Annotated in this window: 13 protein-coding genes; 5 read left to right on the plus strand and 8 right to left on the minus strand. The window is 61.4% G+C overall.

Annotation, left to right across the window (positions count from 1 at the left end):
- Positions 1-284: 284 nt before the first annotated feature.
- The 3 genes from IM733_RS22620 (at position 285) to IM733_RS22630 (ending at position 10230) form a co-directional block, all read left to right on the plus strand.
- Positions 285-4934, plus strand: a complete 4650-nt coding sequence (locus IM733_RS22620) for a Tc toxin subunit A (protein ID WP_248918545.1) — start codon at positions 285-287, stop codon at positions 4932-4934.
- A gap of 35 nt (positions 4935-4969) precedes the next feature.
- Positions 4970-9538, plus strand: a complete 4569-nt coding sequence (locus IM733_RS22625) for a neuraminidase-like domain-containing protein (protein ID WP_248918546.1) — start codon at positions 4970-4972, stop codon at positions 9536-9538.
- A gap of 122 nt (positions 9539-9660) precedes the next feature.
- The gene (locus IM733_RS22630; protein WP_248918547.1) at positions 9661-10230 is read left to right on the plus strand and encodes a hypothetical protein; all 570 of its coding nucleotides are present in this window, start codon (positions 9661-9663) and stop codon (positions 10228-10230) included.
- 33 nt (positions 10231-10263) lie between these two features.
- On the opposite strand, the gene IM733_RS22635 is transcribed toward IM733_RS22630, so the two are convergent.
- The 7 genes from IM733_RS22635 to IM733_RS22665 form a co-directional block, all read right to left on the minus strand.
- A complete protein-coding gene (locus IM733_RS22635; protein WP_248918548.1) occupies positions 10264-10608 on the minus strand; it encodes a cupin domain-containing protein in 345 nt (114 codons plus the stop codon).
- Positions 10609-10855: 247 nt separating this feature from the next.
- Positions 10856-11788 (minus strand): phosphatidate cytidylyltransferase, encoded by a 933-nt coding sequence (locus tag IM733_RS22640; RefSeq protein ID WP_248918549.1) that lies wholly within the window; start codon positions 11786-11788, stop codon positions 10856-10858.
- Position 11789: 1 nt separating this feature from the next.
- Entirely contained in the window at positions 11790-12413 is a 624-nt protein-coding gene (locus tag IM733_RS22645; protein ID WP_248918550.1) for a lysophospholipid acyltransferase family protein, read from the minus strand.
- A 10-nt stretch (positions 12414-12423) separates the two neighbouring features.
- Entirely contained in the window at positions 12424-12843 is a 420-nt protein-coding gene (locus tag IM733_RS22650; RefSeq protein WP_248918551.1) for a hypothetical protein, read from the minus strand.
- Positions 12840-14174 carry a phosphatase PAP2/dual specificity phosphatase family protein gene (locus tag IM733_RS22655; protein ID WP_248918552.1) on the minus strand — a complete coding sequence of 445 codons (1335 nt, stop codon included), beginning with the start codon at positions 14172-14174 and terminating at the stop codon, positions 12840-12842. The genes IM733_RS22650 and IM733_RS22655 overlap by 4 nt, the downstream gene beginning before the upstream one ends.
- Positions 14174-15928, minus strand: coding sequence for a bifunctional alpha/beta hydrolase/class I SAM-dependent methyltransferase (locus IM733_RS22660; protein WP_248918553.1), 1755 nt, complete (start codon positions 15926-15928; stop codon positions 14174-14176). The genes IM733_RS22655 and IM733_RS22660 overlap by 1 nt, the downstream gene beginning before the upstream one ends.
- 31 nt (positions 15929-15959) lie before the next feature.
- Complete coding sequence (locus IM733_RS22665; protein WP_248918554.1) at positions 15960-16565, minus strand: CDP-alcohol phosphatidyltransferase family protein; 606 nt, start codon at positions 16563-16565, stop codon at positions 15960-15962.
- A 214-nt stretch (positions 16566-16779) separates the two neighbouring features.
- On the opposite strand from IM733_RS22665, the gene IM733_RS22670 reads away from it, so the two are divergent.
- Both IM733_RS22670 and IM733_RS22675 read left to right on the plus strand, forming a co-directional pair.
- Complete coding sequence (locus IM733_RS22670; RefSeq protein WP_248918555.1) at positions 16780-16962, plus strand: type II toxin-antitoxin system HicA family toxin; 183 nt, start codon at positions 16780-16782, stop codon at positions 16960-16962.
- A 56-nt stretch (positions 16963-17018) separates the two neighbouring features.
- The gene (locus IM733_RS22675; RefSeq protein ID WP_248918556.1) at positions 17019-17426 is read left to right on the plus strand and encodes a type II toxin-antitoxin system HicB family antitoxin; all 408 of its coding nucleotides are present in this window, start codon (positions 17019-17021) and stop codon (positions 17424-17426) included.
- 40 nt (positions 17427-17466) lie between these two features.
- On the opposite strand, the gene IM733_RS22680 is transcribed toward IM733_RS22675, so the two are convergent.
- Positions 17467-17781 (minus strand): putative quinol monooxygenase, encoded by a 315-nt coding sequence (locus IM733_RS22680; RefSeq protein ID WP_248918557.1) that lies wholly within the window; start codon positions 17779-17781, stop codon positions 17467-17469.
- Between the last annotated feature and the right edge of the window lie 26 nt (positions 17782-17807).

Genomic DNA, 17807 nt, shown 5'->3' on the forward strand with positions numbered 1-17807 from the left:
GTGCAACTGGGGACCCTGTGCGCGGTCTGGCGTGAGCTATCGCCTTGGTTTGTTCGCCGGCAAGTTCGGCGCGGCCCCTGTAGGCGCCGGCTTTACCGGCGAACCAGGCGACGCGATGGGCGAGGGCGCTTTGCGTTTCCTTCATGTGTTCAAGTACCGCGTACCTGGCATTTTTGCCAGTTTCTCGAATCGCGGTGCAGGCCTAGCATCCAGCGTAAACCACAACAGCGCTGCCACGGGTGGGTTGTCGGGGGCGCTCACGTCCAGGATGCCAAGGGGGCAACATGACCAAACGCAAGGGTCGCAAGCAAGATGCATTGATCGAGAAAATTCTCGATACAGAGCCTGGGATCAAAGCCAAGCTCGCTGGCGGCAATTTCGCCCAGGCATCGGTTCTGGACTTGCAGCGCAAGACGCCCACATCGTTGATGGCGCTCTACCCCCCGCTTCGCGCGAGCGAGGCGACGCGGCTCAAGGCCCGCCTCGACGTTGCTGCAGCGGCCATGATGCGCGCGTTCCGGGAAAAGCGCCTGAGTTCGGGCATCCGCCGAGCAGCGGATGAAATGAAAGGCTCCCTGGTGCTGAACAGCGGCCCCACCTTCGAAAACCAGTTCAACCCCTCTTGGGACAATCACACCCACCCCGGCGCCGTGGATGCCACCACGTCACCGGCGGCCTACCTGATCGATATGTTGACCTTTGCCCGTGACCATATCGAATTGCAGGGTGACCAAGACAAAGTCCTGCGCTTGGAGACCCGGCGCCCCGACCTGTTCGACCTGTTGATCGACGAACAGACCATGAACCAGGAGGTGACCCAGGTCGAAATCGTCAACGATGTGATGGCGCGCGCAATCGACGACCAGCGCAAGGGGCAGGACCTGACTTCCGTCGAAGACAAGCTGCTCGAAGTGCGGTACCCGTTCAGGCATTTCCCCTACGAAGCCTACTGGGAGCAGATCCGCACGGTACTGGCGTTCAACCAGCTGCACATCAGCGACCTCACGCACCTGTCGGATATCGACAGCCCCTACTTCATCCAGCCAGGTGCCAACTCGACGATCTCGAACATGGCCTTGCAGCAGAACTCCTCGCTTGGGCCGGCCTTGCGCGCCATTCTGTTGGAGCCTCCCTACTTCAGCGGGGCCGGAGGCGTACAGTTCAATCCGCAGACGCGTCGGTTGCTGGCGTTGCCGGCGAAGAATGCGCTGCAGCTTGCAGAGCGAGTGTTGGAAACAGCCACCACGTTCTATCGGAGCAACTTCGGCGTAGTGGGCTACCCGACGTTGCAGAATGTGGTGAACTTCTGTCAGGCATTGGAGATGACGCAAGACGAAATGGAGTCGCTGTTCGGTTTGGCAGCATACGCGCCCTCGCTGTCGGAGAATGCCGGTAAGGCTGGGGCAACGGTCAGCCCTGGTGAGTTCGGTGCGCGGTTCCTGAATGGCGGCGTATCAGACCCCGTTTCAGTCGAAAGTGATCCCGACGCCCCCGAACACCATCGATTCCGGAACTTGTCCGAGGACCGCTGTGATCGGCTCAACCGCCTGGTGCGCCTGGCCCATGCGCTAAAGCTTTCCTACGCGGAAGCCGACCAGGTGGTGTGCGCGATCATCGATGCGGAAAGGCGTGAACAGGCGGAGCTCAGGCGGTCAGACCTAGATGACGAGCCGCTATGGATGACAGTCAATACCGTCAGAGGGCTAGGGTTGTTCCAGTTCTTGCGTGAACGCTTCTCGTGCAGTGCCGAAGAGTTTGCCGCGCTGATGTCGGACATGGGCATACATGCCATTGGCGAGAAACGCAGCCACTTCGACCGTGTGTTCAACACCGACGCCGTCACGCCGCTGCAGATCGATGATACTCAGTTCAATCTCGATGGTGAGGATGCGCAGAGCAAACGCACCATCGATCTGTTGTGCCGTGGTCTGGGTATCAACATGGAAACCTTCCGCTACCTGTCCCGGGTCGTCATGGAGGGGCAGGGCGGCGAGGAACAGAAGCGTTCGATCAGGCTGTTCAGTGCGTTCTATCGGATTACCTTGCTGGCCAGGCTGCTCTCGATCACAACGATCGAGTTGATGTCGCTGATGGAGGTCCTGAGCCCGGAAGGCCTCTATACGCTGCGGCTGGCGGGCATTCCCAGCAATGCCATGTATGAGCATTTCTCGCGCACGGATACCGTCAACGTCACCTATGCCATCTGCCAATGCGTGCTCTGGTGCCAGGAGCAGCAACTGCCTATCAGCTGGCTGGTCCAGCAATTGCTGCCGATCGAGACGCCGGACATCGTGCCCGAGGCGTTCAGGGCCCTGTTCATCGAGCTCCAGAGCGACCTGGCGCCGTTTCGCAACTTCGATCAGGCCATGGAGGAAGCCGGCGTTCCCCGGCTGGTGGGCAAGCGCTGGATAAAGGAGTTGTCGCGGATCGTGGATGAAAGCGGCTTGATCATGGACAGCGGTATCAGCTCGATGGACTTCGATTACCTCGACTACGAGAACTTTGCCGAGCGAGATATCAACCTGGTCATCAATCAGTTGGCTAACGACGAAGCCGGGCTACCAGGGCTGGAACTGGAGGAATACGAACGCTTGAAAGCGCTCGTCAAGGGGGTGGTGTTACGTATTCGCACACAGCAATGGGGCGTCGTGCAGGAGCGCTTGTCACATGTGCTGGCGCTCAGTACCGAGAAAGTGGTTCCGGTGATTTACTGGGCCGAGGGGCGAGTGCACACGCTCATGGAGAGTGTTGTGGCCTTCAACCCGGACATGGTCGAGTCTGAATCCCTGAAAGCGATGATGCCGCTGCTCCTGCGCATGCAGCGATGCGCTCAGGTCGCCACGCAGTTCAACTTGAGCCCTGCGCTGTTGTTCAGCCTGCTGAAACGCTCGCAAAGGCCGCGCTTCAACCTCAGAAGTACAGCCCTGACGTTGCATACGCTGTATCTGCTCGAGCGGTACTCACGCAGCTTGCGTTTGGCCAAACAAACGGAAGGGCAGTTGCTGGACTACTTTTCCGCGATCGAGGGGCTGGGAGAGCTCACCGCCAATGAGCGACGGCTGATCAAGGATGTTGCCGCAGACAAGCTTGCCAGTTGGCTAGGGTGGGGCATTCGCGAAGTGCTCGATGTGGCGGCCGTGTTGGCGCCCGATGGCATCATTCGCAATCTGGTACAACTGCTCTCCCTGGTGAATACACGGCAACTCTGCGAGCGCACCGGGCTGAGCGCAGTGTCGCTGATGAAACTCAGCCGACTCACTGCCAACTCCGACACGCAAGCGTACCGCGGCGTCGCACAGGAGATGCTCAGCAGCCTGCGCCGCGATCCCGAACAGCGCCGCGACGAGGTGGAGTTGCGCCAGAGCCTGAGGTCGCGTTGCGAAGTGAGCGAATCGCGGTTGATTGCCAAGATGAATGGAGGCAGCGAAGAAACGACCGTCTCACTGACCTTGCTGGACATGAACAACCAGCCGGTCTCCGATATCCGCATTGCCTGGTCCACCGACCTTGGGAGGTTGCGCAAGAACCACAGCTACACCGACGAGAACGGCGTGGCGCAGGTAACGCTGCAGGCCGGGGATCAGCAGGGTATCGCCCATGTGAAAGCGACCTACCTGCTGGACAGCCAGGCCATCGCGCCTGGTGTGATTATCGACTGCGACGAGGCTTCACTGCGGTTGCTTCCAATTCTAGGTAAGCCGGACAGCTCGGAGCCCAAGGCATTGTCAGGGGGGGTGGGGGTCTACAGGTTTGTGGCCTCGCTGGTGGACGATCATGGCAACGTGGGTATCGACAGACGGATCAACTGGGCCACCGAGATCGGCTATTTCGTCGATACCACAGCAGGGGAAACGCTGACGGACAATGAGGGCCGCAGTGCCATCGATCTGCGAAGCCAGAGCGACGGCGAAGGCATCGTGACGGCCTGGTATGCGCCCGGAGACGACGGCTCCGAAGGCTTCATGGTGGGCTTCGAGAACAAGCCATACGTCGGTTCGCTCATGCTGACGTCCTGGACCGTTGCGGGTGACGATATCCAGGTCGAGGCGACGATATTGGGCCTGGATGGCCAGCCTGTCGGAGGGCAGAAGGTAACGTGGCGCTCGGTGCCGTCACTCACGATCGATCCAGAAGGTGACAGTGATGCAGGCGGCAAGGCGAGGGCTGTCGTGAAGGGCGCTGCGGCAGGAACGCTGAGCGTGACCGCCGCGCTCGTGACGGAAGTGGATGGACGCGAGAAGGAGTACCACTCGCAAACGTTGTCCATCGATGTGTTGGCCGATGCCAACGATATCAGCTACGTGGGTAGCGAGAAGTGGCCAATTACGGACGGCATCGAAGCTGGCGAGTATGAGGTTCATGTCAAGACCAACGAGGGCATACCCGTTGCCAGGTACCCGGTTGATTGGGATATCAAGGAAGAAACGGGAGATCATGTTCTTACGGTTACCGGGTCGGATGGCATCGCACGCTTCGCGCTGAGAGGCACAACGGAAGGGCCACGCACTGTTATTGCAACGGTGCGCGGTCAGGCCCCCCACGAGTTTGCTGAAGTGCGTGTCATGCCACCTCTAGAGCTGGAAATCGAGAATACCGGCGAAGCAGTCGTCGATCTGATCACTTTCGTTCAGGATGAGGCACTTGAACAGAAATATAGACTGACTTATACGTTGCCCGAAAATCATCCACTGTTGGTGAATAGTATGCAACTTCACTACTCTGGCCGCGACTCGGATACCTCCTTGGGTTTGACATTCGAGCCGTTGCTAGGCGAAGACACTGGATTCCAGGGACGAAGCGTGAGTTGGGTGATTTTAATAAAAAACACGGGGCTGCGAAATGATGTGGAACTGAGACTTGGGCTCTGGTGCAAGCAATTGGTCGAACCGATATGGACTGATGTTGTTGTCAAACCAGCCTTGAAAAGACCGTAGGCCTTTCATCCTGTGCCCTATTTACAGAGGTTTCCATGAACAGTGAATTGACCCATGCCCTGGCCGAGCAGTGGCGCGACGCGCTGAGTGCCTATGTGATCCATCATGTGTTGCCGGAAAAGTTGCAAGCCGGCGCCCAGAACATGATCACGGCCGATCACCTGGATCGTTACTTCATGCTGGACACCCAGGCTACGTCCAAGGTGACAACGTCTTACCTGGCGGAAGCACTGGCTTGTACCCAGTTGTATATCAACGCGATCTTCAACAACCTCGAGCCTGGGTATCCGCAGGATTTCGATCCGAAGATGATCACGTTCTGGCAGCAGGCCATGTCGAACTATTCGATCTGGGCGGCGTACCAGATGCTGGAAGATTACCCCGAGAACTACATCCGCGCCGACCTGAGGCTGGACAAGACCACACTGTTCCAGACATTGGAAAACGACCTGAGCCAGGGGCGGATAACCGACGCCGCGGTACAGAACGCGTTGCTGACTTATCTCAAGGGCTATGAGCACCAGAACAGTATTCGGGTGCAGTCCGGTTACATTGATTACCGCGAAGATAATCTTGATGGGTCGCGGTTTAAAGGTTACGCCTTTGCCCACTCGGACTACTACTTGCTGGGCAAGGATACCGCTTCGCCTCCCCAGTATTACTGGCGCAAGGTCGATGTGCGCCTGGACGCTAACGCCACCTACATCCAGCCAGACGCCTGGACGGAATGGCAGCCGGTACCCGTGCCTGCCGGGACCACGGTGGTCCTGGCCCGGCTGGTTCTGTTTTGTGGGCGCCTGCACTTGGTCTGGTTGCATTATGCGGCGCCGGTCATGGTGCCAGACACCGACGGGGATGAGCTGGAGCGTTACACGCTGAAGCTCGAGATCATCTACCTGGGGCTGGATAACGTGTGGTCGGTACCGGAGATGCTCTGGAGTGAGCATATAGAACGACCCCCTACGCAGAAAGCGTTCGAAGAAAGCGTTTTCGACTGGGCGTCCTACAGGTTATTGGCACTGGCACTGGGGCGTGCACAGGGTAGCAATGACCAGCTGTATGTTGCGCTTGCCACGCAGACTGAAGCCATTTACACAGAAAAGTATGTCGTTCAGCGCGATGTACTGAAGCGAGCGGTGGATGTGGACTTCCCGCCCGATGAGGGTCACACGGGCGGCCTCATGGGGGCACTGTTCAAACACTTCAGTGACGAGACGGGTAAGTTGAATTTGCAGCGTCGCCTGAGTTCCAGTGACTGGCAAGTTGAGCGTGTCGAGTCGGATAGTATAGACAGCTACATGGAGCTTGATGTCCTTCTGCTGCAGTTGGGTAAAGATAGTTACCAACTGTATTTGCGTGCACGCTCCACTCAGGTGCTCAAGTACTTACTGATACATGCATTGAACTTGAGTGGTTCGATGGTTGAGTTTGCGGGCAGTCTAGGCCAGTTTCAGGTTCGTTCCAATAAATTTAATAAACTCGAATTGCGCTGTTTGACCATCTCAAGCCCCAGGTTTACCACACTCACGCTATCGCATGGGACGGGCTCAATAACGACGCTGTCCAAAGATAAATTCGATATGAAGCCCTATGGATGGTATGAGGCAACGATCGAGATTGAACAGACCGTACCGCTGATGAACGCGCTGGCCAACTACACCGCCGCACAAGTCCGTGAAGGGGCAGGGTTCACGGTCAAGGTCGATGAGTCAGAGGTGCAGCGGGGGCTGGTCTCTGACAGTAACTTCATCATTGGGCTCCCTGTGTTTACAACCGTACAGGACATGATGTTGAAGGTAACGGCCCCCCCAGAAACTCTGTGGACCGGTCTGTTCAGCTACAACGGCTCCGCCACCAGTCCCTGGGTGGCCCATACATGGGACATCAATGTAGACGAGAAAATCGTGTTCACGGTCGGGCGTGACGGTCAAGACGTAACGACCTTCACGCTGACGGGGTCGTCCCTATCCACCCTCGGCATAGAGGATATGCCGTACATCCATCAACAGGCCACCGGTACAGACTTCCTGGTCCTCAGCTTCATCAAGGATTCAGGCTCACCACTGGCCGCACGCTTGAATTCCCAACAGGTCCCGGACCTGATCAACCGTGCCCAGGTTGCTCCCCAGGCCGTGTTCGGCTGGGACGCGCAGCATTTGCAGGAGCCGGCTTATGAGTCGACGAGTACCAGCGGGGTGTATCAGGCCAGGCGAAGATCTGCCGATGACCCGTTGCTGAACGTGTACGATGCCAACGGCATGTACCTGCGTGAACTGTTCTTCCATGTGCCACACCTGATTGCCTCGCGTTTGCAGGAGGAGGAGCGTTTCGACGAAGCCCGAAGCTGGCTGCAGTTGATCTTCAACCCACAAAGCAAGCAAGCGCCAACGGAAACGCCCGGTGTCGATTATTGGAACTGCGCATGGCTGATGCAGGACGATACCGAGGCCGCCGCGCCCGATCACGAATTGATCGACCCGCATGTCATCGCGCTGCGTAACCCATCGCATTATCGCAAGGCGGTATTCGTACAGTACGTGAACCTGCTGATCGGCGAAGCCGACCTGCTTTATCGTCGGCAAACCCGAGACAGCCTGGGCAATGCCTGGCTGCTGTATCGAATGGCGGCGGACCTGATGGGCGAGGCGCCGGATGCGCGCTCGATCAATACCTGGGTACCGCAAACCGTATCCGACCTGCTGCACCCGCCAGCGGGCGGCACGCAGTGGGAAGACCTCGCGCACGCTGTCATGCCGCAGAACCTGCCCAAGCAACTGTCCACGTTCTTCTGGGCCGGCGTGGCGGCGCACGAGGCTTTCCGCCTGCCGGCCAACCGGGAACTGCTGGATATCTGGGAGTTGCTGACGCAGCGGTTCTACAACCTGCGCCATTTCCTCAGCATCGAGGGGTACCCGATGGAACTGCCGCTGTATGCACCCGCGGCGAATCCGTTCGACCTGCTGATGGCGCGTATGGGCGGCAATGCCAACCTGGCCCACTTGCTGGGCTATCGCACCGTGGTACCGCCTTACCGGTTCCGCACCCTGGTGGCCAAGGCCCAGGAAACGGTGACGGCGTTGATCCAGTACGGCGAGCAGTTGCGCAGTTTCCTGGAACTGGAAGAGCGCACCGAACTGGAAGCCATGCAGTACCAACAGGCGGCGGAAATTGCCGGCTACACCATCGGTATCCAGGAGCAGTTGCTCAACCAGCAACAGAAGAATGAGGACGTGCTGAAGGAGCAACGTGCTGCCACGGCGTTGCGACAGGCGCATTACCAGCGCTTGTACGAAGACAATCTATCGCCTGGGGAAACGGCGGCGATCGCTAATAGCGCCCTGGGGCGCGGTGTCTCCACGGGCCTGGGCGCTGTCTATGCTGCGGCCCAGTTGGCGTCAATGGCGCCCAATGTCTTTGGTATGGCCAACGGCGGCCAGGAGTACGAAGGCGCGTTGAATGCAACAGGGCTAATCGCGGAGATCGCAGCGGGCGCTTTGGTTATCTCTGCCGATGTGTTGCGAGAAACGGAAGGTTACCGCCGTCGCCGCCAGGAATGGCAGTTGCAAGCCAGGCTGGCCGGCAAGGAGCTGGACGTCATCGACAAGCAACTCGAAGCGCAACAGCACACGACGCTGGCCGCCCAGGCCTCGTTGGCGCACAGCCGCAAGGCTCTGGCGCACGCCCAGCAGCTGTATGCGCACTACCAGAACAAATCCACCAGTGTGTCGCTGTATCGCTGGTTGCGCTCCCAGGCCACCACTTGGCACGCGACCCTGTTCGATGTGGCGGTCAGCTTGTGCAACAGTGCCCAGGCCTGCTGGCAGTTCGAGACGGGCAACTACGACAGGCAGATCATTCGCACCCCCATCTGGCAGGCGGACCGCCATGGCCTGAATGCCGGTGGCGAGCTGCGCCTGGACTTGCACCGGCTGGAGGCCGAGGCGCTGCTGCGCAACGAGCGGCACCTGGAGCTGCGCAAGACAGTTTCGTTGCAGGCATTGGTGGGCCAGAAACTGGTCTTCGATGGAAATGGTGAGGTGCTTGAAGATTGGGACAAAGTGCTCGCTGCCTTGGCAGGCCAAGGGGCGCTGGCGTTCAGCCTGTCGGAGATGCTGTACGACCAGGACTATCCTGGGCACTACCTGCGCCGTCTGCATAGCGTGGCGCTGACACTGCCCGCCCTGCTGGGGCCCTACCAGAACATCCGCGCGACCCTGACCCAGACGCAGAGCCGACTGTTGGCCGAGCCGAGCTCGGGTGGGGTGCTCTTCCTGTCGCCGGAGCTGCACGACAGCGAAGGCACGGGCGATGGGCGCTTCGTGAGGATGAGCCTGCGGCCGCGGCAGCAGGTCTGCCTGTCCTCGGCCAGCCAGGATATCGGGCTGGTCTCCGCCCCCGAGACCGACGACCGCTACCTGCCATTCGAAGGTACCGGCGCGGTGTCCGATTGGCACCTTAAGCTCCCGCGTCACGAAGCGCAGAAAGAGCTGATCGAGAGTCTTAGCGACGTCATCGTGGAGGTTCGTTACTTTGCCAAGTACGGCGGTGCGGACTTCGAGTCGCAGGTCAACGCTCTGGTCGAGAAGTATGAAGCGCTCCCTTGACGCTAGCCAACGTAAAGTCAGTGGCCTTTTGGCATAGCGGTGTGCTTGTTCGTCTGGCCAGTGAGAGTGGTTGTTCTTTCCGGATGTTTGTCGGTTCATCAAGCGTGATAATGGAGATGCCCATGTCCATCAGCCCCAATCCAGTATCCAGTGCCTTACCAGCAGCAGAAAACGAAACCAAGAGTCATCAATTGCTGAAAGCTCATTCGTTTCCCACCAATTCCATCGGCCCGATGGATGACGAGAGACCCTGGAAGTGCGATAAACCTAACTCACGTTATGCCACGAGAACAGACGCAGATGGCAATCCCTATGTAGAGCTTCTTGAAGGTCTTGAACTCTGGCAGGACTTTGAAATTCACGCTCCAGCGAAGCTGGGGCCCGAGGGGCGGCCTGAGTACCTGATTGAATGTCAGTACAACATCGAAAAGTTGAGAGGCTGCAGGCTCCAGGTGTTCTTGATCACGGAAGCGGGGCCCCAGAGGGACCCGTTTTTCGACGAACCTCTGGGGATAACGGAGAAGGATGTAACCTGGCAGACCTTTAGTCTCAAAAGAATCAATGTGGTTGAGGTCGGTACATGCCTGCGAATCAAATTCAAGATTCCAGGGGACGAGAACGGGTATGAACGTGTTTTCCTGAGAAACGTCCTCACCGAGTTGCGTCTGCCTGCCTTTGATGACGTCGGGTAGACCCGTATTCAACCGGGTGAGAACGCAGAGGCGTCAAGCAAACACGAAGTACTTGCGCACTGTCTCGACCACTTCCCAGGTACCCTTCATGCCGGGTTCGATCACGAACACATCACCTGCTTTCAGGTGCTTGGGCGCTTCGCCTTCAGGGGTGACGATGCAGTACCCCTCGAGGAAGTGGCAGTACTCCCATTTCTCGTAGTGGACCTCGAACTTGCCCGGCGTGCAGATCCAGGTGCCCATGATCTTGCTGCCGTCGGCCGACAGGTAGGCGTTGAGGTTGACGGTGTGTGGGTCGCCGCCGATGCGCTGCCACTTGGTGGCGTCGACCACTGGAGTGGGGCAGGTTTCGCGCAGGACGGTGATGAAATCAGACATGGCGTGGCTCCAGGCAAGGGTTGAAGTGACGCATCACCATAGGGGGATCGCATCACACGCAGTTGCCTGGGCTCGACGTCCAGCTGTCTGCCCGCGCTATGGCAGGGGTAGGCGCGGCTTTAAGCCGCGATGCAGGCAACGCGGTGCCTGGCACCCGCTTTGCGGGTAATCGCGGCTAAAGCCGCTCCTACAGAGGCCGTGCCAAATCAACGGGGGCCGGTTTGTGCCTGCCGGGGAAGCATCGGCCTCATGCCCACCAGTAGCGCACGAAATGGAAGAACACCGGTGCTGCGAAGCACACCGAGTCCATGCGGTCGAGCATGCCACCATGGCCTTCGATCATGTGCCCCCAGTCCTTTACCCCACGGTCGCGCTTGATCGCCGACATCACCAGCCCGCCGAAAAAGCCCATGGCGTTGACGGTCAGCGCCATCATTGCCGCCTGCCAGAAAGTGAACGGAGTGATCCAGCACAGCAGCGCGCCCACCAGTGTGGCCAGGGTCACGCCACCGGCCAGCCCTTCGACGGTTTTCGACGGTGACAGGTTGGGTGCCACCTTGCGCTTGCCGAACAGCTTGCCGCACACATACTGCAGCACGTCGCTGATCTGCACCACGAGGATCAGCCAGGCGATCAGCAGCAAGTTGCGGCCCTCGTAGCCGGGGATGTCGAGGGTCATCAGCGCCGGCACCGACGACACGCAGTACACCGCGATCATCAGTCCCCACTGCACCTTCGAAGCGCGCTCGAGAAAGCGCGTGGTATCGCCGCCGAAGCTGGCGAGAATGGGCAGCAGCAGGAACAGGTACACGGGGATGAAGATGCTGAACATCCCGTACCAGTCCATGGCGATCAGCAGGTATTGCACCGGCAGCGCCACGTAGAACGCCGCTACCAATGCCGGGTAGTCGCTGCGCCGGGTGGGAGTGAGGGTCATGAATTCGCGCAGGGCGTAGAACGACACGCCGTAGAACAGCACGATCACACCGTACTTGCCGAACAGGAAGGCGATGCCGATCACCAGCACCATCACCCACCAGGCGTTGATGCGGGCGTTGAGGTTGTCGATCACCGCGTGCGGGGTGGGGCCGGCGCGCCACTTGAGCAGGCGGCCGATCAGGCTGGCGAGCAGCAGCAGGGCGCCGATGCCGGCGAACAGCGACAGGGTGTTGTGGTCCATTTCAGGCTTCCTTCGGGGCCAGGTTCAGCAGGGCCTGGCGGGCCCGCTCGAGAAACGCGTGCTTGGCTTCGTCGGCTTGCAGGTGCAGCGGCTCGCCGAAACTCAGGGTGCACAACAGGGGCAGTGGCAGCGCGCGGCCTTTGGGCATGACCCGGTTGAGGTTGGCGATCCACACCGGCACCAGCTCGACCTGCGGGTTGGCCGAGGCCAGGTGGAACAGGCCGCTCTTGAACGGTAGCAGCGGGTCGTCGGTAAGGTTGCGCGTGCCTTCGGGGAAGAAAATCAGCGAGTCGCCCTGAGCGAAGGCGTCGAGCACCGGTTGCAGTGGGTTGCCCTCGCCGGCCGGGCGCTGGCGGTCGATCAGCACGCCGTTGAACACCTGGCGGATGAGGAAGTCGCGGATGCCCGGCTTGCACCAGTAGTCGGCGCCGGCCACCGGGCGGGTGTGGCGGCGCAACGCCTCGGGCAAGGCCGCCCAGAGCAGCACGAAGTCGCCGTGGCTGCTGTGGTTGGCGAAGTACAGGCGCTGCACCGGTTGTGGGCTGCAGCCCAGCCACAGGGCGCGGGCGCCGGTGATCAGGCGGGCGGCGGAGGTGATGACGAAGGCGGTCAGGCTGGCGAGCATGGCGGCGGTCTTATCCGGTGAAGGGGAGAACGAGGGCGAGCACGACCTGTACCGCGAGGCACAGGGCCTGGCGCCGCAGCAGGGCCAGGGCGCCCTGGCTGCGGGCCGGCCAGTCGCGGGTGTCGCTGGCGGTGGGTTTCAGGCGCAGGTCGAACAGCGCGCGGTCCAGGGCCTGGGTGTCGGCGGGCAGCTCATTGCTGGCACCGAGACGGGCGAACAGTTCGGCATCCAGGGCGACACGGGCGGCCCAGTACTTGTGAACCAGGCCGATCACCAGCAAAGCCGCGCAGAGCATGCTGGACAACGCAGGCAGCGGCATGCCCAGCAACGGTACGAGGTTGTAGGCCAAGCCCAGCAGGGTGATGCCATCCGACAGGCGTTCCAGCTGGCGCCCGCGCGCGAGCAGGCTGGCGACGACAAACAGCTTCATGGGTGCGCTTCCAGTGTTTGCAGGGCGAGGCGATGGGCCGGGTGCAGGACCACGCCGGGGCGGGCCTTGCGAATCAGCGCTTCGGCCTCATCAACATCGTTGCTGCGACCGCTGAGCACCAGCCAGGCGGCCACCGCGCTGGCGCTGCGCGAATAACCCAGGGCGCAGCAGACCAGCAGAGGGCCATGCTGGCGCAGGTCTTCGATGGCTTTGGCTGCTTGCTGCAGCAGCTGGCTGTCCGGGGCGACCAGGTCGAGGGTTGGCAGGTTGTGGTAACGCCGTGGCGACGCGCTCTGTGTAGGAGCCGGCTGGCCGGCGAAAGGGCAGGGTAGTTCGGCGCACAAGTCGACAATACCGACGAACAATGAGGCTTCGCTGCGGCCAGGCATGCGCCCGAGGTACACGTCATCGCACACTTCGTCCGGTTGGGGATGGCGCCATGTCCACAGCCGCGAGTTAACCCATGCGGCCAGCAGGTAGGGCGCCAGCAAGCAGGTCGTGGCAATGGACAGCCGGCCATCCGCGCCCTTCTGGAAACCATCTGCCCCGAATACGGCATAGTTCATCCCTACCAGCAACAGCGACACGGCAGGCCACAGCAGCCACAATCCTCCATGCCCAAGCTTGAATCCGATCACCGCGAACAGCACGGCCCCGAGCCCGTAGCGCAACGCCAGCCGCCAGCGTTTGGGGGCACAGGCAAACCGGGCCTTCTGCCAAGGCAATGGTCCCTGCCGTGGCCATAGCCACAGGCAGACGAAGCCGGCCAGGGCGCCGGTCGGCACATCGATGAAATGATGCTGCCAGGTGGTCAGCACCGACAGACCGATCAACCCCATCCAGCCATGCACCAGCCAACGCCACAGGCGCCTGTGGGTATGCCGGGCAAACATCGCCCAGATGATCACCAGCAGCGCGATATGCAGCGAGGGTGCCTGGTTGTAGGGCTTGTCGAAGCCCATCAGCACATCGAACAACCAGCCGAACAGCCCCGACAGCTCGGGGCGCTCGAAGGTGAAACGCAGTGGCCAGAGCAGGAAGCAAGTGACGCTGATGAACTGCGCGGTCAGCAGCGCCAGGGCATGGCGGTCCATCTCCCGGCGCGTCAGCGGCAGCAGGAACGACAACCCGTAGAGCAGGTCGATCGACCAGTACGGGATGATCGTCCACGGCCACAGCGGCATCTGCGATTCCCAGGCGAACACCAGGCTGCCGACGTCATCGCGGCCTGCGGTGTAGGTGTTGCTCAGGCCGTAACTGAGAAAGAAGAGCGGCCCAAGCAGCAACAGCCAGAGCACGCCCCGGCGAATCAGCCCAGCTTCACGCGCCATCAACGCACCCGCTGCGCCAGGCTGACGCTGAAGATGCCCCACTCGTCGATGCGCTGGGCGATCTTGCGGAACCCGGCTGCTTCCACCAACTGGTCCATCTCTGCCTGGCTGCGCCGACGCATCACCCAGGCCTGCCCGCCGCGATGGCTGGTCAGGGCGCGGGCGATCATCTCCAGCTGCGGGTGCCAGGGCTGGCCGGTATAGACCAGGTAGCCGCCGTCCTCGACGGCATCGGCCAGGCCCGCCAGCGAGTTGCCCACCTGCTCGTTGCTGGGGAACAGCTCATACAAGCCCGAGACCACGGCCAGCGTCGGGCGCGGATCGAGGCCGGCCAGGCTCTGGCGGTCGAAGGCGTCGGCCTGAATGAACTGGGCGATATCGCCCAAGCCCTTTGTGTTGATCAGCGCGCTGCCCTGTTGCACGTTCAGCTCGCTGTAGTCGCGCAGCAGGATCGAATCGGGCAACTGCTGCAGGCCCTGCAGCGCCTCCAGGATGTAACGGCCGTGCCCGGCGGCGATGTCGACGATGTGCACCGGGCGCTGTTGCTCACGCAGCCTGGCGATGGCCAGGCGCAGCAGTTCCTCGACATTCAGCTTGCGTTGGCGGATGCCGCGCCAGCCGATGGCGTCGAGGTAGTTGCGGTCGATCAATTCGCCGACCCGCCCTTTGCCGGTCGGTTGGTTGCGGTAAACGTAATCGAGGGTGGAGCCCGAGTCGAAGCCGGTGTCGAAGCCCAGCTTCACGCCCTCGGAAAGCCCCTTGCCCAGCTGCAGGCTGGCGCGGGTGGCGCGCCAATAGAGGTCACGCGGCGAGTTGCGCGGCAGCGGCGCGGCCAGGCTCTCGGCCTCGGCGCAGCTGGCGCCGGCCTTGTCGGCATCCAGCAGCGAGGGCACGGGCACCGGGGCGTCGAAGCAGTGTTCGACAAAGCGCTTGATCCGCGCCAGGGCATGGGCGCGGTCGCGCTCGCCGAGGGTGTCGTGGAAGAAGCCGGGGAGGATGTGTTTCTCTTTGCGCGCACTGCCCAGGCGCTCGAAGAACTGCTCCTGCGGCTTGCGCTCGACGACGAAGTCGGCGCCGGAGATCAGCAGTTGCGTCGGGACCTGGATCGCCTGGGCGTCGGCCACTACGCGGTCGGCGGCGTCATACAGGCCCAGCAGCATGGTGACCGAGATGGGCCGGCTGATCAGTGGGTCGGCCACGTACGACATGACGCGCTCAGGATCGTGGGTCAGCAGGCGCGGCTTGACGTAGCTGTTGACGAAGAAGTTGCCGCGCCAGGCCTTGAGCAGTTTCAGCCCCGGCCGGGCGAAAGGCACGTAGAGCTTGACCTTGAACGCCGGCGAGGCCAGCACCAGGCAGCGCACCTTGGGCGCGTAATCGTGGGCCCAGGTGGCGATCAGCACGGCACCGACACTTTGCGCCAGCACCACCATGTCCGGCTCGGCGATGCCATGCTGCGCCTGGATATGCTCGATGAAGGTCTGCACATCGCGCACGCTGGTGGCGAAGCCTGGGCTGTCGCCGCGCGCCCCGGGCGACTGGCCGTGGCCACGGGCGTCCCAGGCGAAGAAGTCGTAGCCGGGCAAGTCCAGCTCATCGGCCAGGTGCGCCAGGCGCCCGCCGTGTTCGTGGCCACGGTGGAACATCACCACGGCGCGCCGAGGCTGGTGTTCATTGCGTGTGGCGGGCCAGTGACGGTAGTGCAGCTCGACCCCGTCATGGGTGGAGAAATACAGCGATTGCGCTTGGCGCATGGCGAATATCCTTGTTCGACAGCGAGGGGGCTCAGCGGGCTTCGATCAGGCCGTGGCGAACCCGGTTGTACAGGGTATAGAGCGAGAGCAGCAGGATGACCAGCAGCAGGCCGTTGAGCCATGCAGCGTTCAATAGCCCGATGGCGACGCCGGTGCCCAGTACGCCGAAGGCGAACGCTCTGTCGCTCTTGCCCATCGGCCCGTCGTAGCGACGCGAGGCGCCAGCCAGCGGGCCCATCACCCCGGCGTATTCGCTGATCACCGCGAACAGCACCACCAGCACCACCAGGGTGGGCGACACGCCCGCCAGCAAGGCGAAGGGCAGGTACAGCGCGGCATCGGCGATCACGTCGCACAGTTCGTTGAGGTAGGCGCCCAGTTTCGACTGCTGGCCGAATTCGCGGGCCAGCATGCCGTCGACCGCGTTGAGCGCCATGCGCAGCAGCATCCAGATAGGAACGAAGATGAACAGCCAGGTCAGGTGCGGTAGCCAGGCCAGCAGCAGGCCCAGCAGGACGGAGACGAGGGCAGCGGTCACGGTGACCTGGTTGGCTGTGACACCACGGTCATGCAGGCGCTGGACCGAAGGGCGCAGCAGTGCCTGGAAACGGGGTTTGAGTTGGTAGATCGATGGCACGTGGAACTCCCTGTCATGGTGCGGCGTGGTGCCGATTGTGGGGAATTCGTCTGGCCGCGGGCAAGCTGCAAATCGCCTACTTGTGAACCGGACGAGGCTCGCGTGGCTGAAGGAATGCGCCGCTTGTCGGTTGTAGTGTGCATGGTGTGTATTCGGCTTTGTTTTTATCCATTCCGATGTGTACGCTACACATCGCCTGCCAAAGGAATGCCGAATGCGCAGCAGGGACGTGATTCAGCTCATCGAGGCCGATGGCTGGTACGAAGTCGAGGTGAAGGGCAGCCATCATCAGTTCAGGCACCCGTTCAAGCGGGGGCGGGTCACGGTGCCGCATCCCAAGCGCGATCTACCCAGAGGCACCGCCCACAGCATCCTCAAACAGGCGGGCTTGAAATGAGGCCGATGAGGCTATCCAGGGTGATCCGTCACCCTGAAGATCAAGGGAGACAGAAAATGAAATTTCCAGTTGTGCTGCACAAGGACGAGGGCTCGGACTACGGCGTGATCGTGCCCGACGTACCTGGCTGCTTTTCCGCCGGCGCCAGCGTCTCGCAAGCGCTGGACAACGTCCAGGAGGCTCTGGCGCTGCATTTCGAAGGGCTGGTGGCCGATGGCGAGGCACTGCCCCAGGCCCAGGAAGTGGACGTGCATGTGGCGAACCCCGACTACGCCGGCGGCGTCTGGGCGGTGGTGGAGTTCGACGTCACTCCGTACCTGGGCAAGGCGGTACGCTTCAACGCGACGCTGCCGGAGAACCTGCTGCAGCGGATCGACGAGAAGGTCAAGCGTGACCATCGCTACGCCTCGCGCTCGGGTTTTCTTGCTTCGGCGGCGCTGCGCGAGCTGGCCGTGGCGCATTGAACATGAGGGGCCACGGCGTGGCCCCTTCGTCGTGGCCGATTCAGCGTTTGGCCGACGAGGCGCTGAGCATGTCGATCAACTGGATATCGAAGTCGCGTTCCAGGTATTCCATGCGTTTCTCGCCGAACGCGACCATGTACGGCAGCGCAGAGTGCACGTCCAGGTCGGCCTTGCTGGCCCAGACCTCGAAGAACACGAACAGGCTCGGGTCTTCCTTGTCGCGCAGCATGTGGTACTCGATGCAGCCCGGCTCCAGGCGGCTGGGCTCGACGTAGGCACGGAACAACTGCTCGAAGGCTTCGGCTTTTTCCGGACGGGTCTTGGCTTTGAGGATGAAAGCGTACGGCTTGCTCATGGGGGTTGCCTCTTTGGATGGCGGGA

It is taken from the genome of Pseudomonas entomophila, assembly GCF_023277925.1.
Classification (GTDB): Bacteria; Pseudomonadota; Gammaproteobacteria; order Pseudomonadales; family Pseudomonadaceae; genus Aquipseudomonas; species Aquipseudomonas entomophila_D.